Genomic DNA, 17,264 nt, shown 5'->3' on the forward strand with positions numbered 1-17,264 from the left:
GCGAACGGGCACGTAATTCGACCCGTAGCTATGCTCGGGCCAGTGACCACTGCTGATGCGACGACACCCTTATCCACTTGGGCGCCGTTACGGTCGCGAATCTATCGAGCGCTCTGGATCGCGCAGCTGGTCTCGAATCTGGGTACCTGGATGCAAACCGTTGGGGCGCAGTGGATTCTGGTCGATGCGCCCAATGCCGCGACGTTGGTGGCCTTCGTGCAGACGGCGACGACATTGCCGGTGATGCTGTTATCGATTCCGTCGGGGGTGTTGGCGGATCTGTTGGATCGGCGCAGGTTGCTGGTCGGGGCCCAGTCGGCGATGGCGGTGTTGGCGGCGGTGCTCGCGGTGTCGACGGCGACCGGGCACACCACTGCGGGCGTGCTGTTGACGTTGCTGTTCCTGCTCGGGTGCGGGCAAGCGTTGACGGCGCCGTCTTGGCAGGCGATTCAGCCGGAACTCGTTGCGCGCGAACAGATCCCGTCCGCCGCCGCGCTGGGCAGCATGAATATCAATATCGGGCGCGCGGTCGGACCCGCCATCGCGGGCGTACTGGTCTCGGTATCCGGGCCGACGCTGGTGTTCGCGCTGAACGCGGTGTCGTTCGTCGGCATCGTGACGGTGTTGCTCAGCTGGCGAAGACCGGCGAAGGAACGGAAGCTGCCCACTGAACGTCCGCTGGCGGCGCTGCAGGCGGGCACCCGGTTCATTCGCGCCGCGCCCGCGATCCGGCGGGTGTTGTTGCGCTCGATTCTGTTCATCGCGCCGGCGAGCGCGGTGTGGGCGCTGCTTCCGGTCATCGCCCGCGACGAACTCGGCTTGTCCTCATCGGGCTACGGTCTGCTGCTCGGCGCGCTCGGGCTCGGCGCGGTGGCGGGTGCGGTCGGGTTGGGTCGGGTCCGTGCCCTGTTGACACCCACGCAGCGCTTGACCGCGGCCGCGGTACTGTTCGGCATCGCCTCGGCGGGTGCGGTGGTGCTGCCCAGCGTGCCGGTGGTGCTGGTGCTGCTGGTCGGGGCCGGATTCGCCTGGCTGCTCGCGATGTCGACGATGAACTCCACCATGCAATTGCTGCTGCCCGCATGGGTGCGGGCGCGCGGGTTGTCGGTGTACATGCTGGTGTTCATGGGCGGCCAGGCACTCGGTTCGCTGGTGTGGGGTCTGGTCGCCGGCGCGGTGGGCCCGGTGGCCGCACTGCTGGCGGCGGCGGTGCTGTTGGCGGGTTCCGCGCTGAGTTCGGTCTGGCTGCCGATCCGCCACAACGCGGAGGAGATGGATCTGAGCCCGAGCGTCTTCTGGCCGGAACCGCAGCTCGTGGTCGAACCGGATCCCGAGGACGGGCCGGTGCTGGTGTTGCGCACCTACGATGTCCCGCCGGAGAAGATCGACGAATTCCTGGCCGCGATGGTGTTCGTCGGAAGGTCCATGCAGCGCACCGGCGCGATGGAATGGCGGCTGTATCGCGACGTCGGGGTGATCGATCGCTACGTCGAGGCCTTCGTGGTGCGCTCCTGGTCGGAGCATATGCACCAGCATCAGGTGCGGCTGACCGCTCAGGACCAACTGCGCGAACGCGCCGTCGCGGAGTTCATGATCGGCCAGGACACCGCCACGCACCTGGTTGCGGTAGACACACCGTAGGTCGCGTCGAGCCGGGGTGATTATGCGGGTACCGACCCGCACCCATAGACTGTGCGGCATGCGGATGTTCCTGGATATCCTCCTGATCGTCACCAGCGTGCTGCTGGTGCTGCTGGTGCTGCTGCACCGCGCCAAGGGTGGAGGTCTGTCCAGCTTGTTTGGTGGCGGCGTGCAGTCCAGCCTGTCGGGTTCGACCGTCGTCGAGAAGAACCTCGACCGCATCACCATCTTCACCGGCTTGATCTGGCTCATCGCCATCCTCGGGATCGGCCTGGAGATCAAGTTCGCCTGAGTTGCCTGGCGACGATGACGGCTGCCGCTGTCGCCGCCGCCAGCACGAGGGTCGCGATTACGAAGGCCATCGCATAGCCGTCGCCGATTACCGGTGCGACAACCAGGGGACCCAGCATCTGCCCCGCGCCATAGACCGCGGTGAGTGTGGCCGCGGCTCGATGGTCGGTCAATTCGATGCCGATCTGGATCGCGAGCATGCAGATGCCCATGAACGTCGCGCCGAACAGTGCGGCCGCGATAATCGCCGACCACATGGTTGTCGACCAGGCGAGCAGGGCCGACGAGGCGCACTGCGCGAGCAGCGCGAGGACCAGGGCGGTCGTCGGCGTCCAGCGATGTGCGGCAATGCTCCAGAGCACCGCCGGTGCGGCAGCCGCGCCGACGATCACCCACATCGCCGAGCCCACGGTCGCGTTGTGCGCGCCGACGGCGGCGACCAAGAAGGTACCGATCACGATATAGCCGACGCCTTCGAGCGAGTAAGAAACCAGCAGTGCGCGCCAAGCCGTGCTTTTCCGTTTCGCGTGGACCACCTCGGCGCCCCGCCCGTCGTGGATATCCAGTCGGAGGGCGGGCAACAGCAGTAAGGCGGTCAGTCCGGCGGCACCGAGCCACAGGCCCTGCCAGGACAAGACCGGCTGCGCGGCCAGCGCGAGCAATCCGGTGAGTGCGATACCGAAACCGACCCCGCCGAAGGCGATGCCCGCAGCATGCGCGCGGCCACCGAGTCGAGCGATCGTGCCCGCGCAGCCGACGAAGATCATCGCACTGGCCAAGCCCGCGATCAGTCGCAGCAGCGCGGGGATCACGGTCGGGCCGGGCAATACGACCAATGCTTCGCTGACCACCAGGACCACGGTCGAAATGCGAAAGATAGTGCGGCTGTTCATCTCCGGACGACGCGCGAGCAGCACCGCGCCCACCAGATAGCCCGCATAGTTGGCGGCGGCGATGAGCGCGCCATCGTGGGCGTCGATGCGGTGCGCGTCCACCATCGCGGGCAGCAGCGGTGTGTAGGCGAAGCGCCCGACACCGACGGCGCCTGCGAGGCCCGCACCTGCGGCGATTGCCGGTGCCATGGTGCGGCGCGGGGTGTCGAGAGCTGATGCGGTCACAAGATCCGACGGTATGGCCCGCTGACAAGCCTGTGAAATGCTTTCTGTGCACGATGTATACCCTCGACGCATGGATATCGAGCTGCGGCACCTGCGGGCGTACGTCGCGCTCTGCGACGAAGCGAACTACACCCGCGCCGCCGCCCGGCTGCACCTCAGCCAGCCCGCGCTGACCCGAACCATCCAGCAGTTGGAGCGCCTGGTCGAATGCCGGTTGGTCGAGCGCACGTCCCGGCGCTTCGAGCTGACCGACGACGGAGCCGAGCTGCTCGAACACAGCAGACGCATCATCGGCGATATCGAGACCGTCCAGGCCGATCTGCGCATGCGCGCCACGATCGAGGTCGGATTCTCTTGGCTGGTGCCCGATGCCTGGTTCGCCGCGATCCGCACCCGCTACGAGGCGCTGGGCGGCCGGATTTCGCTACGCCGCGTGGAGGATCCGATGGCGGCACTCGACGACCGCTCGATCGATATCGCCATCCACCGCAACGATATCTGGTTGCCGCACCATCTCGAATCCCGCGAAATAGGGTCGGAGCAGCGGGTGTTGGCGGTTTCGGTGCATTCACCGCTGGCAACCGCGGTCGAGCTGCGTTGGGCCGATCTCGCACACTTTCCGCTGGTGGCCAATACCGTTTCCGGCACCACCGATGCCGAATCATGGGACGCACCCGATCCGAACCGAACCGTGATCACCTGCACGAATTTCGACGAATGGATCGAACTCGTCGCGGCGGAACGCGGTATCGGGATCGTGCCGGTGCTGGCACGCTCTCGGGCACCGCATCCGGGCGTGGTCTATGTCGACATCGTGGATGCGCCGCGCTCGCATATCTATCTGACCTGGCGGGTCAAGCCGACGCCGTTGCGATCGGTGCGGCGCTTCCTGAGCCTGGTCTGAATCTCAGTCGTTGCGCGGGATGCGGCCGTCGACGTCGGTGAAACCGTACTCTTCGGCGAGATCCGCTATGCGCCAAGCCGATCCGGAGCGTTGGCTGCGGTCCGGATCGGCGGCCAGTGCGACGACCGCGCGGCCCGGAAAGCGGGGGGATTCGGCGTTGTCGAGGTCGTAGGTGCCCTCACCGGGCAGCGAGACGACGCGGCGGCCGTCCTTATCGCGTGGCACCATTTGCAGCAGTTCGGTGTCGACGATTCCGGGCCACAGCGAGACCACCGTGACGCCCGAATCGGCGAGATCGTCGGCCATATCCGAGGTGAGCCGGTCCAGCGCGGCCTTGGCGACGCCGTATACCGCGTTGTGCATATAGCGTTCGGCGCCGGGGGAGGAGATATTGGCGATCAGGCCCGCCGATTCGATCAGCAGGGGAGCGGCGAAAACGCTTGCGACGTAATGTGATCGGAGGCCGACGTCGAATGTCTCATCCCAGGCCTGCGGCGGCACCTCCCAAAACGGTTTGCCCAGCCAACGCGCGGCAGCGGGAGCGTTGTAGACGTTGTTCACCAGCACATCTAGTCGTCCGTGCTCGTTGCGGATCCGCTCGAACAGTCGCTCGACCGCATCGTCGTCGCGGTGATCGCAGACGACCGGAACCCCGACGCCGCCGTGCAGGTCGATCTCGGCCGCGGTCGCGTGCACGGTCCCCGGCAGCCGTCCTGGTACGGCCGAGCGCCCGGTGACGAAGACGGTGGCCCCCGCAGCGCCCAGCTCCAGCGCGATGCCCTTGCCGATGCCGCGGCTCGCGCCGGTCACCACTGCGACTCGGCCGCCTAGAACCTGAGGTATTCCGTTCACGATCCCGGGACATTACCGTGAAACAAGAACACGTTCTAGCAATTGGAGGCCGTAGTGGAATTGATCCATCGGTTCGTTACGAGCAACGGCATTCGCATGCATGTCGCCGAGCAGGGCGAGGGGCATCCGGTGATCTTCTGCCACGGCTTTCCGCATACCTGGTTCATGTGGCATCGCCAGCTCGCGGCCGTCGCCGCCGCGGGTTACCGGGCCGTTGCGCCGGATTTGCGCGGATACGGGCGCACGGATGTGCCGACCGATATTGCGGACTACACCAACCGCGCTGTCATCGGCGATCTGCTCGGCCTGCTGGACGAGATGGGTGCCGAGCAGGCGGTCTTCGTCGGTCTGGACTTCGGGGCCGCGCTGGTGTGGGAGCTGGCGTTGCGCGCGCCGGAGCGGGTCAGCGGTGTCATCGTGCTCAATAATCCGTTCGCTCCGCGGCCGCCGCGCGCGCCATCGCAGCTATGGGCCAAGGCCGCTCAGCGTCACTTCCTGCATCTGGACTATTTCCAGAAGCCTGGCGTAGCCGATGCCGAACTGGGCGGTCGCACAAGGGAATTCCTGGCTCGCGTCTACTATTCGCTCAGCGCCGACTACCACTATCTCGACACCTGGCGCTTCCCGGCCGAGGGTACCGGCTACCTCGACGTTCTCCCCGAAGCCCCGCTGCTGCCGTGGCGCTGGCTCTCCATCGCCGAATTCGACACCTTGGCACAGGATTTCGAGCGCACCGGCTTCACCGGCGGTCTCAACTGGTACCGCGTGCTCGATCGGAACTGGGAAGTCACCGCCGAATTCGCCGGCGCCGAGATCTCCGTTCCGACGTATTTCCTCTACGGCGACCGAGATCCGGATATGGAGGGCTTCAGCGGGCGTGACCCGCTGGCAACTCTGCGTGCGAACGTTCCGGAGCTGCGCGCCGTCACCAAGATCGCGGACGCGGGTCATCTGGTGCAGTTGGAACGCACCGACGAGGTCAACGCTCTGATCACGAGCCACCTGCGCGACCTGGTCCCGAATCCGGCCCTCACGCAATAGCCGGGTCAGCGGTATTCGTTGGTCAACTCGGGGTAGTCGGCCCAGCTGGGGAGTGGACGTCGGTCCAGGTAGGCGGTGAGCCGATCCAGCAGGTACTGCCAGCGCGGGCCGACCGAGCAGGCGTCGGCGGGGCAGATGTGGCGGCGGATGAGTTCGAGATTGGTGACGACCCCCACCTGTGTCATATGCATTTCGAGGATGCCGCCATCGATATGGATCACCAGATCATGTGGTGCGCGGCAGTCTTCGACACGGATTGCGATGGGGCCGGGGACCGGACCGTCGAACGGTTCGATGGTCAGGTTGCCATTGCCACCGGTGACCTTGCCGAACCAGCGATCCAGTTGCCTGCGTTCGGCGCAGGCGGACCATACGTCGAGTACGGGCAGGCGGAACGACCGCAGAAAGTGCAGTAGCACCCGGCCTTCCTCGATCGCCCGATCGTGTTCGGGTCGTACCTCGCCGAGCATGGACATCGTGGTCATAGCCGTGCCCTTTCGCCGCTGGTCACCGTAGGTCCACTGTATTTCCCCGGTGGCGCCGCCGAATCGGATTCACCGGAAGTCGGCTACCGCGTGTCGGATCGGTCGGCGCCACCGGGATAGCTCTCAGGCCGCGATGAATCGCGCGCAATCGAATTCGTTGTTCAACACACCCTGCCGGAAGGCATCGAACTCATCCTGATCGAAGAGTAGTTCCACGCCATCGATCGGCTGGGGAATGGCGGCACGGAAAACGTATCCGCCGTCGCGACGCGATATCGCCAGATATCGATCCTCGACGCGACCCGCCCGCATCCCGGCCTGGAAAACGTCGAACTGCTCATCGGTGAAGACGAGAATTTCCTGGTCGCGCAACGCCGTTCCGGGCGTGTAGCGTTCGTCGGCGAGCTTGTCGTCCCAGACCGCAGTCCACCCGTTCTTGCGTGCGATGCGCACGCAATTCTGGTTGGGCGAGCTGAAGGTCGCCTTGCGGAATTCGGCGACGGTGAAGGTGGGCTGCGTCATTGCATGTCCTTTCAACGGGTAGAGCAGGAGTCGCGCGGGTTGGCAGACCCGTTGCTCGTCCTTCAAGGCTTATAGCCAACGGCGGCGAAATTACACGGCCGCGCCGTATCCGCCCGGTCGACCGGTTGGTCCGGGCGCCAGTCCGGTGCGTAGGCGATACCGGGTTCGACCAGGTCCAGGCCGTCGTAGAGGGCGGTGAACTGGGCGCGGGTGCGCAAGGACACCGGATCGGAGGTCTCGTCATACAGTGCGGCGGCTGCGGCCATCTGCTGCTTGATCTCCGGACCGGCGTCGTCCAGGGATACGTGGGTCATCGCGGCATAGCTGCCCGAGGGGAGCCGGTCGCGTAATCGAGCCATCAACTCGTGCGGCTGGTCGGCGTCGGGCACGAACGGCCAGACGCTGACGATCAAGAGGCCCAGCGGCTGCCCGAAGTCGATCAGCCGTCGGGTATCCGGATGGTCCAGAATCAGGTCGGGATAACGCAGGTCGGCCTCGATGACGGCGGTGTTGTCGAGGGCATCGCCGTGCAGCAGGAGGTCGTGGGCGCGATTGACCGCTTCCAGGTCGTTGTCGACATAGACCACGCGCGAATCCGGCGCCGATTCCCGTGCGACCTCGTGCGTATTGCCGACGGTGGGGAGTCCGGAACCGATATCGAGGAATTGCCGGATGCCCTGCTCCACCATGAATCGTGTTGCGCGGCGCAGGAATCCGCGGTTGAGATGTGCCCACACATCAAGGAACGGAAGTATTTCGAACAGTCGCTCACCGAAGATCTTGTCGACCTCGAAGACGGCTTCCCCGGACAGGTAGTAGTGGTACATGCGGGCCGCGGATGGTCGGCTCGCATCAATTTCTCGGGGCTCGAAGTCGGCGGACATCCGGGTGCTCCTGATTCGTCAAGTACTTGTGAATGTCTTGCGGCGCAACGATCGTGCGACGTGCTCCATGAATTTCCGGGAGTCCGCGGCGCCGAGAGCGGCGGCGCTGAGCCGGGACCATACGGTTTCGCGGGCCGCCACCGCGGGTTTGTCATCGATGTAGCGGATATCGCCCTGGCTCTCCACGATCGCCATCTCGAGGTCGCCTGCGGCACCCGGTGACGGCACTCGGACCAGGGTGTACCGGTCCTCCATCCCCGCCCCGCGGGTGGTGACAGTGAATGGGAGTACCTGGATCAGGATGTTCGGCCGCCTGGACAGACTCGACAAGTGTTCGAGTTGTTCGAGCATCACCTCGCGCCCGCCGTATTCGCGGCGCAGACAGGATTCGGACAGGATCGCGCGGAATTCCGGCGGGTCCGCCTCGGTCAGGACCTGTTGCCGGGCCAGCCGCGCCTGCACCGACTCCTCGACGGTCACGCGGTCGGCCGCGACCGTGGTGGTTGGTTCGTGCAGTGCGCGAATGTAGGACTCGCACTGCACGAGTCCCGGCATGATCTCCGCCTCGGCGGTGCGCAACAGACTGGCATGCGCCTCCAGATCGACGAGGAGTCGCAGGTCCTCGACGTAGGCGCGGCGATGGCCGGTGGTCCAGAAGCCGCGCTTGTGGTTGTCACGGCGTAGTTCCTTGAGCGTCTCGACATAGCCCGGATCGGTGAAACCCAGTGTGGTCGTGAGAAGTTCCAGATCGCCGACGCTGATGGCGCCGACTCCGTTGATCAGCTGGTTGATTCGGCTCTGGGTCGACTCGATGATTTTGCCCGCCTCGGTCTGGCTCACACCCGCGGTGCGGACCATATGCTCGATCTCGCGTCCCAGCAACAATTTTCGCGCGGTCCGTAATCGAGTTCCCATGGCTCCCCAGCGTATCGGTCTGACGCTACTCATCCGATTCACTTCCTGGAGCGTGATAATCACGCTAGCATTACCACACCAAAGATATCACGGCACGCCGAGGCAGTGGGTGTCATCGAGGACTGTCCCCTGCGTCGCGGTTTGAGGGGGCGTCGGATGACGACAGCCACGAACGATCGTCGGATGGTGTGAAATGGCCAGTAGCGCAGAGGCAACCGCGCAGCGCTGTCGGCACTACCAACGCGATCTGGGACTGCCCGCGGTGATCCTGCCCGACACCGAGACGCGGATCATCGTGCAGACCGGACCCGTCAATGCGGTGTTGATGCCCTCGAGACTGGCAACGGAAGTCGTCGCGCAGCAGCAGGGGCCGTTGGGGCCGGTGATAGAGCATCCGGCGTCGCGGCGGTGGGCCTTTCTGACCGGACCGTCCGGACCGTGTCCGGAGAGTCTGACCCCCGCGCTGCTGCGCTGGAATATCGGCGTTGCGTCGAACTACATTGTGCTGCCCTCTCCCGCTGACGAGCGGCGCGGATTTCGGCGCTGGATCCACGAGCCGCACAACAGGTTTCGGCCATCGATGCGAGAAGTCCTGGAAACGGTGCTGCGGTTGCGGCGATAACGGTTCCAGCGGGCGCGCGGTACTCGCCGATACGAGGGGTCGGCGAGTGACGCGCGGTCCGGAACGGCTAGCGGGTGAGGAGTTTCGTGGCTGCGGATTCGATTCGGGATTCGTCGAGCAGGACGGTAGTGGCGGCCTTGCCCAAGGGGATGAAGGAGTCTGCGCTGGTTACGCGGGTGACGGGGCCGTTGAAACCGGCGTCGATCAGGGCGGCGCAAAGGGATTCGGAGACGCCGCCCGCGTGGCGGGTTTCGTCGGCGATGAGGACTCGGCCGGTGGCGCGGGCGTGGTCGAGTAGGTCGTCGAGAGGGAGGGGCGAGAGCCAGCGGAGGTCGAGCACGCGGACTCGGATGCCGCGTGATGAGAGCCGTTGGGCTACACGCAGACTCATGGGGACACCGTTTGCGAAGGTGACGATGGTGAGGTCGGTGCCGTCGCCGTAGCTGCGGGCGCGGCCGATGGCGATATGGTCGGTGTCGGAAGGTGTTGCAAGCCAGGCATTGTCGCCGGGTTGGTGCAGGTCGCGGGTGTGGTAGAGGGCGATCGGTTCGAGGTAGAGGCATACGCGGCCGTCGACGCGCGCGGCGGAGACACAGGTGCGCAGCATGGCGGCGGCATCGTCGGCGCGAGCGGGGGAGGCGATGATCAAGCCCGGGATATCGCGCAGTGCGGCAATGGAATTGTCGTTGTGGAAGTGGCCGCCGAACCCCTGCTGATAGCCATAACCGGCGATGCGGACGATCATCGGATTCCGGTATTGCCCCTGGGAGAAGAACGACAGTGTGGCGGCTTCTCCGCGCAACTGGTCCGCGGCATTGTGCACGTAGGCGAGATACTGGATCTCCGGAATCGGCACGAAACCGGCGAGCCCGGCGCCCAGAGCCGTGCCGAGCACGCTCTGTTCGTCGAGCAATGTATCGAAGACGCGGCGCACACCGAACTGCTTCTGCAGGCCCTTGGTGACGCCGTACACGCCGCCCTTGCGGCCGACATCCTCACCGAATACCAGGACGTCGTTGTCCCGGTCGAGCAGGGCGGCGAGCGTCTGATTGATCGCCTGCGCCAATGTCACCGAATCACCTTGTGTCGCTGAGTGTCCTCGACGCAAAGCGTCGGCCTGCACCAGGTCCGGATGCGGCGGGGCCAGCGGTGCCATCACCGCAGCGGCAGAAGTCAATTTCGGTTCACGACAAACCAATTCGGCCATGGCGGCGACTCGGCCACCGATTTCGTCGTAGCGTGCGATGACTTCGGCCGGGGTGGCGACACCGGAAGTGACCAGGATGCGGCCCGTTGCAACCACCGGGTCGCGGCGCAGGTCGGCGGCGATATCGGTGGGGTTGCGGTAGGCGGATTCGACATCGGATCCGGCGTGTCCCATGAGTCGTACGGTGCTCAGGTGGAGAAAGGCGGGCTTGCGGTGTTCGCGCACCCAGTCGACAACCTGGGTCGCGGTTGTCGCGACGTCGAGGAGATCGCAGCCGTCCGCGTCGAAATACTGCAGCCCGAGGCGGATGCCGTAGGACTGTTCGATCCAGCCGGGCGGGGTCGGGACGCTGATGCCGATGCCATTGTCCTCGCATACGAACAGTAGCGGCAGCGGAACACCTTGGCGCGCTGTGTGAATCGCGGCATTGATGGCACCGGCGGCGGTGGAGTGATTGGCCGACGCATCGCCGAAACTGCAGAGCACCACCGAATCCGACGGCCATTCACAGGTTACGCCGAGCCGAGCCGCACGCTCGATTGCGAAGGCGAGTCCGACGGCGCGCGGCAGATGTGATGCGATGGTAGAGGTCTGCGGGATAACCGCGGCCGGTTTGCTGCCGAAAACCTTGTGACGGCCGCCGGATATCGGTTCGGTGGCCGCCGCGACCACGCCGAGGAGCACATCGTGGATCGGGTCGAGGCCGGGCACCTGCCTGGCCCGGTGCACGAAGAATGCCCCGGAGCGATAGTGCAGCAGTGCCGGATCGGTGGGGCGCAGAGCCGCCGCAACCGCCGCGTTGCCCTCGTGCCCGGACGACCCGATGCTGTAATAGCCGCGCTTGGCGCTGCCCAACCGGCGCGCCGCCAGATCGAGATGCCTACTGGTCGCCTGTGATTCGAACAGGTCCAGGCACTGGGCTCCGGTGAGCCCTACCTCCTCGAGCGGCTGTTCGACAGGACGGCTGGGCCGCGGCTCCAAGGCCGATAGCTCGGCACGGAACCGCTCCTCGAGGTCGACTCGCTGTTCGGTCACGCTGTGATCATCTCCGACAAACGCTGCTCCGCGGACCTGATTTCGGCGCTATTTCCGAAAATATTCTGATCACCTCGGTAGTTGCAAGAAAATTCTCCGAGTACCACGGCGTCGAATCGCGGATCTATCAGCCTGACTGCTCGGTCTCCTCGATCGTCCGCCGCAGCAGATCGCGCGCGGTATCGAGCTCGGCGGCCCGCCGATCCAACTCCGCCAGCCGATCCCGCAACGCGGGCAACACACCAGGACAGGCCCGCAACGCACCGTCGTCGAGAGCGCACGGCAGCAACTGCCCGATCACCCGGGTCGAGAGCCCCGCCGCGAGCAACGCGCGAATCTGCCCGACACGCTCCTCGGCATCGGCGTCGTACTCGCGATACCCATTGTGGCGGCGTTCGGCCGACAGCAACCCGACCCGCTCGTAATACCGCAGCAGCCGCTCACTGGTGTGGGTACGGCCGGCCAGCTCACCGATCAGCATGATTTGACCTTCCCATGGTGTCAGGGATCAACACTCGAGCCCACAACTCGATTCCGTCAGGAGAAATGTTGATCATCGACGCACACAGCCACGTCCACGACCCGCTCGCCGACCACATCGCGCTACTCGATGAGGCAGGCGTGGACAAGACCATCGTGTTCATGACCCGACCACATCCCGAACGAGCCGGAAACCTCACCGAACTACGCGAAGAGATGGACCTGCTGACGCAGGCGCTCGCCGGCGGCGGCGACCTCGGGCGCGAAACGGCCCGGCGCGAACTCGATGCCGCAATCGCCGCCTACCCGGACCGCATCATCGGATTCGCCTCGGTACCGCTCGACCCGCCCGATGCCGACGCGATCGTCGACCGCGACGTAGTCGGGCGCGGTCTGCGCGGCATCGGTGAGTTGACCCCGCCGCCCGACCGAGCGGCCCTGATCGAGCCGGTACTCCGCGCCGCCACCGACCACGATGGACTTCCTGTCGTCGTGCACGGCGCCGCACCAACAACCGCCGCCGACCTGCGCACCCTGACCGCCCTTGCGCGACGCTACCCCCGCGTGCCGCTCGTGGTCTCCCAACTCGGCGGCGCGCACTGGATGGACGCGATCGAACTGGTTCGCGACACCCCGAATATGTACCTGGAACTGTCCACTGCCAGTATCGTTTTCGCGGTCCGCCTGGCCATCGCCGAAATTCCCGAGCGCACCCTCTTCGGCTCGGATGCCCCCTATGGTGACCCGGTCATCGCACGCATCACCGTGGAACGCGCCACCCGCTCACCACACGTGCGTGAACTGGTCCTCGGCGCAACCGCGCAGCAGTTGCTGAGTTAGCTCGCGGCATCCGGCAATGCCGCGGCCGCATCCCGATCCAACAGCCACGTAGTGGATTCCGACCCGACGGCACCCGCCGAGGGAATCTCCACCGGATCCGCACCGGCAACCGCGGCGGCGACGGCCTCGGCCTTGGCGGCACCACCGACAACCAGCACAACATGGCGACTGTGTCGCACCGCGGGCAGCGTCAGCGTGACCCGCACCGGCGGCGGCTTCGGCGAATTCGATACCGCGACAACGAGTTCGTGCTGTTCGCGCACCGCATCGGTATGCGGGAACAGCGAATTCACATGCCCCTCGCCACCCATACCGAGCAGATGCAGATCGAAAGCCCCGTGCTCGGCCAGGTGCGCGTGCACTGCCGCCGCATATTCGGCGGCGGCTTCGACCGGATCCGGATACTCACCATCGGAGGTGGCAACCGGATGCACTCGCGACGGATCAACCGGCACATGATCCAGCAGCGCCTGTCGCGCCTGCAGATCATTGCGCTCCGAATCGCCCGCGGGCACGAATCGTTCGTCACCCCAGAACACATCGAGCCGCGACCAGTCGATATCGCCGGGTGCCTTACGGACCAGTTCCAACAGTCCGATCCCGGTGCCACCGCCGGTCAACACCACCGACGCGGAGCCACGTTCGGTCTGCGCCGCCACCACGACCGCGACGAATCGCGCGGCTGCGGCGGCGATCAAGGCATCGGTGTCGTCGTGTACTTCGACGGCGCTCGCGGGAACATTCGCGCGGTCACTCATATGTCACCTTTTCGATTCCGGCGAGTGCCTCGGCATAGATCTCGTCGGCATCCAGCCGTCGCAGTTCCTCGGCGAGGCAGTCGCGAGTTTCTCGGCGCGCCAAGGCGATTCGCTGATCCGGATCACCGGTGCGGGTGAGTGTCGCGGTGCGCCCGGTCTGCGGCCGCTCGATCGCGATCGACACCGTCGGGCGATGCACCTCCACCCGCAACGCACCCGAGCGGCGACGCACCGGACAGTTGAGCCGGGCGGCCAACCAGCCCGCGAGCATATCCAGCGCGGGTTCTTCGCGCAGTCCGGAGATGATCACCGAATCCACCGGCTCGAACGGCGGTTCGTCCATGGCGGCCGCCAACAGCGCCCGCCAGTAGGTGATGCGACTCCACGCCAGATCGGTATCGCCGGAGGCGTAGGAGCCGAGCCGCTTCTTGATCGTCGCCTGCGGATCGGCGGCGAAGGTGGCGTCGGTGATGCGGCGAGTCGCCAAGCGCCCCACCGAATCCTTGGACGGGAACTCCGGGGCACCACGCGGCCACCACGCCACGACCGGGGTGTCCGGCAGCAGGAACGGGATGACGACGCTGCTCTCATGGTTGATCAGATCCCCCTGCAGCCGCAGCACTATCACTTCGGCTGCTCCGGCATCACCGCCGACGCGGATCTGGGCATCCAACCGGGTCTCGGCCTCGCGATCCCCGCGCGCCAAAACGACCACACGGCAGGGATGTTCGCGGCTGGCGTCATTGGCGGCGTCGATGGCGTCCTCGGCCTCGGAACTGTCCAACGTGCACACGACCAGAGTCAGCACCCGGCCCATGGTGATCACACCATTGCTCTCCCGAAGGCGCACCAGGCGTTTGGTGACCTCGGCGGTGGTGGTCTGCGGCATATCGACGATCATGGCCGCCGCCATTCGCGCCCGGTGCGGGCCAGCATCTCATCGGCCGAGGCCGGACCCCAGGTCCCCGCCTCGTACTGTTCGGGTTTACCGTCGGCGGCCCAGTGCTCGAGCACCGGATCCAGGATGCGCCAGGACAATTCGACCTCCGCGTTCACCGGGAACAGGGACGGCACCCCGAGCAGCACATCGAGGATCAGGCGTTCATAGGCCTCGGGGGAGGATTCGGTGAACGCCTCGCCGTAGCTGAAATCCATATTGACGTCGCGCACTTCCATGCTCGACCCCGGCACCTTCGAACCGAATCGGGTGGTGATGCCTTCATCGGGCTGCACCCGGATGACCACTGCGTTCTGCCCGAGGTCCTCGGTCATGGTCTGGTCGAACGGCAGATGCGGGGCCCGCTTGAACACCACCGCGATCTCGGTCACCCTGCGGCCCAGGCGTTTTCCGGTGCGCAGGTAGAACGGCACACCCGCCCAGCGCCGGGTGTCGATGTCGAGGGTGATCGCCGCGTAGGTCTCGGTGCGCGATTGCGGGTCGAAACCCTCCTCGTCGAGCAGCCCGACCACATGCTCGCCGCCCTGCCAGCCCTCCGCGTACTGTCCGCGCGCGGTGGTTTCGTCGAGGGGCTCGACGAGTTTGGTCGCCGAGAGCACCTTGATCTTCTCCGCCTGCAGTTGCTTGGGCTCGAAGCTGATCGGCTCCTCCATGGCGGTCAGCGCGAGCAACTGCAGCAGGTGATTCTGGATGACATCGCGGGCCGCGCCGATACCGTCGTAATAGCCTGCGCGCCCGCCCAATCCGATGTCCTCGGCCATGGTGATCTGCACATGGTCGACGTAATTCGCATTCCAGATCGGTTCGTAGAGCTGGTTGGCGAAGCGCAGCGCCAGGATGTTCTGCACCGTCTCCTTGCCGAGATAATGATCGATGCGGAATACCGTCTCCTCCGGGAACACCCGGTTGACCAGTGCGTTGAGTTCGACCGCGCTGTCCAGGTCGTGGCCGAACGGCTTCTCGATCACCACCCGACGCCAGGGTTTGCGGCCCTCGCCCTCGGTTTTCGTCGGCTGGGCCAGTTTGTGCTCGGAGAGCTGATCGAGCACCACCGGGAACATATTCGGCGGAATCGACAGGTAGAAGGCGTGATTGCCGCCGGTGCCGCGGTCCTTGTCCAGCTTCGCCAATACGTCGGCGAGTTTGGCGAAGGCGGAATCATCGTCGAAGGAGCCCTGCACGAAGCGGATGCCCTCGGCCAGGTGGTCCCAGACCTCCTGCCGAAAGGGGGTGCGGGCGTGCGCTTTTACCGCCTCGAGCACGACATTCGCGAAGTCCTCGTCAGCGTAGTCCCGGCGGGCGAAGCCGACCAGCGCGAAGCCCGGGGGCAGCAGCCCCCGGTTCGACAGATCGTAGATGGCCGGCATCAGTTTCTTCCGGGACAGATCGCCGGTGACGCCGAAGATCACCATGCTGCACGGCCCCGCGATGCGGGGGACCCGCTTGTCCCGCTCGTCGCGGAGCGGGTTCTTCCAGGTATTCGTCTGCGTGCCGGCCATCGGGTCAGTTGTCCCCGGACCCGGCAGGATCGGCAGGCCCGGAGGAGGTAGCTTGCGTGGCCACGGAGGGACCCGATCCTGCCGAATCGGCAGCAGTCAGTTCGCCTGCCGTGGCGGAAAGCAGCTCCTCCCACGACTTCTCGAACTTCTCCACACCCTCGCGCTCGAGCACGTCGAACACGTCGTCGAGGTCGATGCCGACCGTGGTCAGCTTGTCGAAGACCTCCTGCGCGGCCGCGGCGGTACCGCTGACGGCGTCGCCACGGATCTCGCCGTGATCGGCGACGGCCTCGAGGGTCTTCTCCGGCAGCGTGTTCACTGTATTCGGAGCGACGAGTTCGGTGACATACAGCGTGTCCGAGTACTCCGGATTCTTCACACCCGTCGAAGCCCACAGCGGCCGTTGCCGATTCGCACCGGAGGCGGCCAGATGCGCGTAGGTCGAGGTGTGCGCTCCACCGTCGAAGACATCCTGGTATTCGGCGTAGGCCAGGCGCGCGTTGGCGACACCAGCCTGTCCGCGCAGTGCCAGCGCCTCCGGTGTACCGATCGCCTCGAGTCGCTTATCGATCTCGGTGTCCACGCGGGAGACGAAGAACGAAGCGACCGAATGGATCTTGGCCAGGTCGTGGCTGGTGGCCTTGGCTCCGCGCAGACCGTCGAGGTAGGCGCCCATCACCTGGCGGTAGCGCGTGACCGAGAAGATCAGGGTCACGTTGACGCTGATGCCCTCCGCGATCACCCGGGTAATCGCGGGCAGGCCCGCCTCGGTGGCCGGAATCTTGATGAACAGGTTGGGCCGATCCACCGTCTTCCACAGGTCGATGGCCTGCGCGACCGTCTGCTCGGCGTCGAAGGCCAGGCGCGGGTCGACCTCGATGGAGACCCGGCCGTCGACACCGTTGCTGGCCTCGTAGACCCCGGCCAGCACGTCGCAGGCCGCACGCACGTCGTCGGTGGTGATGGTCCGGATCGCGGAATCCACATCCGCGCCCTGGGCGGCAAGCTCTTTCACCTGACCGTCGTAGGCGTGGCCCTGGCTCAGGGCGCCCTGGAAGATGGTCGGATTGGTGGTGACGCCGACGACGCTGCGGGTTTCGATGAGCTCGGCCAGGTTCCCGGACTGGATCCGGTCCCGAGACAGATCATCGAGCCACACCGAGACGCCCGCGGCGGAGAGGGCGGCGAGGTTTTCGTTCTGTGCCATGAGCT

Annotated in this window: 17 protein-coding genes and 1 pseudogene; 6 read left to right on the top strand and 12 right to left on the bottom strand. The window is 65.8% G+C overall.

What is annotated here, in order from left to right; all coding sequences use genetic code 11:
* The first annotated feature begins 30 nt into the window (after positions 1 to 30).
* Together ACQPYR_RS17000 and secG are read left to right on the top strand one after the other, a co-directional pair.
* A complete protein-coding gene (locus ACQPYR_RS17000; RefSeq protein ID WP_433633295.1) occupies positions 31 to 1,641 on the top strand; it encodes an MFS transporter in 1,611 nt (536 codons plus the stop codon).
* A gap of 58 nt (positions 1,642 to 1,699) precedes the next feature.
* Positions 1,700 to 1,933, top strand: a complete 234-nt coding sequence (secG, locus tag ACQPYR_RS17005; RefSeq protein ID WP_063043223.1) for a preprotein translocase subunit SecG — start codon at positions 1,700 to 1,702, stop codon at positions 1,931 to 1,933.
* Here the strand turns inward: secG and ACQPYR_RS17010 are convergent.
* A complete protein-coding gene (locus tag ACQPYR_RS17010; RefSeq protein WP_433633297.1) occupies positions 1,920 to 3,050 on the bottom strand; it encodes a YbfB/YjiJ family MFS transporter in 1,131 nt (376 codons plus the stop codon). The two genes, secG and ACQPYR_RS17010, sit on opposite strands and share 14 nt — an antisense overlap.
* 70 nt (positions 3,051 to 3,120) lie before the next feature.
* Between ACQPYR_RS17010 and ACQPYR_RS17015 the strand changes: the two genes are divergently transcribed.
* Positions 3,121 to 3,954: a LysR family transcriptional regulator gene (locus ACQPYR_RS17015; RefSeq protein ID WP_433633299.1), complete on the top strand. Its 834-nt coding sequence runs from the start codon at positions 3,121 to 3,123 to the stop codon at positions 3,952 to 3,954.
* A gap of 3 nt (positions 3,955 to 3,957) precedes the next feature.
* Here the strand turns inward: ACQPYR_RS17015 and ACQPYR_RS17020 are convergent, their stop codons facing one another.
* Entirely contained in the window at positions 3,958 to 4,806 is an 849-nt protein-coding gene (locus ACQPYR_RS17020; protein WP_433633301.1) for an SDR family NAD(P)-dependent oxidoreductase, read from the bottom strand.
* A gap of 54 nt (positions 4,807 to 4,860) precedes the next feature.
* Here ACQPYR_RS17020 and ACQPYR_RS17025 point away from each other — a divergent pair, with 54 nt between their 5' ends.
* A complete protein-coding gene (locus ACQPYR_RS17025; protein ID WP_433633303.1) occupies positions 4,861 to 5,847 on the top strand; it encodes an alpha/beta fold hydrolase in 987 nt (328 codons plus the stop codon).
* Between the two features lie 5 nt (positions 5,848 to 5,852).
* On the opposite strand, the gene ACQPYR_RS17030 is transcribed toward ACQPYR_RS17025, so the two are convergent.
* The 4 genes from ACQPYR_RS17030 to ACQPYR_RS17045 all read right to left on the bottom strand — a co-directional run bounded on the left by ACQPYR_RS17030 (position 5,853) and on the right by ACQPYR_RS17045 (position 8,653).
* Complete coding sequence (locus ACQPYR_RS17030; RefSeq protein ID WP_433633305.1) at positions 5,853 to 6,332, bottom strand: hypothetical protein; 480 nt, start codon at positions 6,330 to 6,332, stop codon at positions 5,853 to 5,855.
* A 123-nt stretch (positions 6,333 to 6,455) separates the two neighbouring features.
* A complete protein-coding gene (locus ACQPYR_RS17035; RefSeq protein ID WP_433633307.1) occupies positions 6,456 to 6,854 on the bottom strand; it encodes a DUF397 domain-containing protein in 399 nt (132 codons plus the stop codon).
* 62 nt (positions 6,855 to 6,916) lie between these two features.
* A complete protein-coding gene (locus ACQPYR_RS17040; RefSeq protein WP_433633309.1) occupies positions 6,917 to 7,738 on the bottom strand; it encodes an SAM-dependent methyltransferase in 822 nt (273 codons plus the stop codon).
* 18 nt (positions 7,739 to 7,756) lie between these two features.
* Positions 7,757 to 8,653, bottom strand: a complete 897-nt coding sequence (locus ACQPYR_RS17045) for a Scr1 family TA system antitoxin-like transcriptional regulator (protein ID WP_433633311.1) — start codon at positions 8,651 to 8,653, stop codon at positions 7,757 to 7,759.
* A 193-nt stretch (positions 8,654 to 8,846) separates the two neighbouring features.
* Between ACQPYR_RS17045 and ACQPYR_RS17050 the strand changes: the two genes are divergently transcribed.
* Positions 8,847 to 9,275 (top strand): hypothetical protein, encoded by a 429-nt coding sequence (locus ACQPYR_RS17050; RefSeq protein WP_433633313.1) that lies wholly within the window; start codon positions 8,847 to 8,849, stop codon positions 9,273 to 9,275.
* A 67-nt stretch (positions 9,276 to 9,342) separates the two neighbouring features.
* On the opposite strand, the gene ACQPYR_RS17055 is transcribed toward ACQPYR_RS17050, so the two are convergent.
* Entirely contained in the window at positions 9,343 to 11,517 is a 2,175-nt protein-coding gene (locus ACQPYR_RS17055) for a thiamine pyrophosphate-dependent enzyme (RefSeq protein ID WP_433633315.1), read from the bottom strand.
* 127 nt (positions 11,518 to 11,644) lie between these two features.
* Complete coding sequence (locus ACQPYR_RS17060) at positions 11,645 to 11,998, bottom strand: MerR family transcriptional regulator (RefSeq protein ID WP_433633317.1); 354 nt, start codon at positions 11,996 to 11,998, stop codon at positions 11,645 to 11,647.
* A 65-nt stretch (positions 11,999 to 12,063) separates the two neighbouring features.
* On the opposite strand from ACQPYR_RS17060, the gene ACQPYR_RS17065 reads away from it, so the two are divergent.
* The gene (locus ACQPYR_RS17065) at positions 12,064 to 12,837 is read left to right on the top strand and encodes an amidohydrolase family protein (protein ID WP_433633319.1); all 774 of its coding nucleotides are present in this window, start codon (positions 12,064 to 12,066) and stop codon (positions 12,835 to 12,837) included.
* On the opposite strand, the gene pgl is transcribed toward ACQPYR_RS17065, so the two are convergent.
* The 4 genes and pseudogenes from pgl to tal all read right to left on the bottom strand — a co-directional run.
* Positions 12,834 to 13,595, bottom strand: a complete 762-nt coding sequence (gene pgl, locus ACQPYR_RS17070; RefSeq protein ID WP_433633321.1) for a 6-phosphogluconolactonase — start codon at positions 13,593 to 13,595, stop codon at positions 12,834 to 12,836. The genes ACQPYR_RS17065 and pgl overlap by 4 nt on opposite strands.
* The gene (opcA, locus tag ACQPYR_RS17075) at positions 13,588 to 14,496 is read right to left on the bottom strand and encodes a glucose-6-phosphate dehydrogenase assembly protein OpcA (RefSeq protein ID WP_387284474.1); all 909 of its coding nucleotides are present in this window, start codon (positions 14,494 to 14,496) and stop codon (positions 13,588 to 13,590) included. The genes pgl and opcA overlap by 8 nt, the downstream gene beginning before the upstream one ends.
* The gene (gene zwf, locus ACQPYR_RS17080) at positions 14,493 to 16,052 is read right to left on the bottom strand and encodes a glucose-6-phosphate dehydrogenase (protein ID WP_433633323.1); all 1,560 of its coding nucleotides are present in this window, start codon (positions 16,050 to 16,052) and stop codon (positions 14,493 to 14,495) included. Before zwf ends, opcA begins: the two co-directional genes overlap by 4 nt.
* An 88-nt stretch (positions 16,053 to 16,140) precedes the next feature.
* Positions 16,141 to 17,259 (bottom strand): annotated as a pseudogene (gene tal / locus ACQPYR_RS17085) (transaldolase); the annotation flags it as partial.
* Positions 17,260 to 17,264 lie beyond the last annotated feature (5 nt).

Source organism: Nocardia sp. CA-120079 (genome assembly GCF_050955745.1).
Taxonomy (GTDB): Bacteria; Actinomycetota; Actinomycetes; order Mycobacteriales; family Mycobacteriaceae; genus Nocardia.

Excerpts from the sequence above, each read along its gene's own strand:
- opcA (WP_387284474.1), bottom strand. The coding sequence starts at position 14,496 with ATGATCGTCGATATGCCGCAGACCACCACCGCCGAGGTCACCAAACGC.
- secG (WP_063043223.1), top strand. The coding sequence starts at position 1,700 with ATGCGGATGTTCCTGGATATCCTCCTGATCGTCACCAGCGTGCTGCTG.
- ACQPYR_RS17060 (WP_433633317.1), bottom strand. The coding sequence starts at position 11,998 with ATGCTGATCGGTGAGCTGGCCGGCCGTACCCACACCAGTGAGCGGCTG.
- zwf (WP_433633323.1), bottom strand. The coding sequence starts at position 16,052 with ATGGCCGGCACGCAGACGAATACCTGGAAGAACCCGCTCCGCGACGAG.
- ACQPYR_RS17045 (WP_433633311.1), bottom strand. The coding sequence starts at position 8,653 with ATGGGAACTCGATTACGGACCGCGCGAAAATTGTTGCTGGGACGCGAG.
- ACQPYR_RS17065 (WP_433633319.1), top strand. The coding sequence starts at position 12,064 with ATGTTGATCATCGACGCACACAGCCACGTCCACGACCCGCTCGCCGAC.
- ACQPYR_RS17050 (WP_433633313.1), top strand. The coding sequence starts at position 8,847 with ATGGCCAGTAGCGCAGAGGCAACCGCGCAGCGCTGTCGGCACTACCAA.
- ACQPYR_RS17040 (WP_433633309.1), bottom strand. The coding sequence starts at position 7,738 with ATGTCCGCCGACTTCGAGCCCCGAGAAATTGATGCGAGCCGACCATCC.
- ACQPYR_RS17000 (WP_433633295.1), top strand. The coding sequence starts at position 31 with ATGCTCGGGCCAGTGACCACTGCTGATGCGACGACACCCTTATCCACT.
- ACQPYR_RS17015 (WP_433633299.1), top strand. The coding sequence starts at position 3,121 with ATGGATATCGAGCTGCGGCACCTGCGGGCGTACGTCGCGCTCTGCGAC.
- pgl (WP_433633321.1), bottom strand. The coding sequence starts at position 13,595 with ATGAGTGACCGCGCGAATGTTCCCGCGAGCGCCGTCGAAGTACACGAC.
- ACQPYR_RS17035 (WP_433633307.1), bottom strand. The coding sequence starts at position 6,854 with ATGACGCAGCCCACCTTCACCGTCGCCGAATTCCGCAAGGCGACCTTC.
- ACQPYR_RS17030 (WP_433633305.1), bottom strand. The coding sequence starts at position 6,332 with ATGACCACGATGTCCATGCTCGGCGAGGTACGACCCGAACACGATCGG.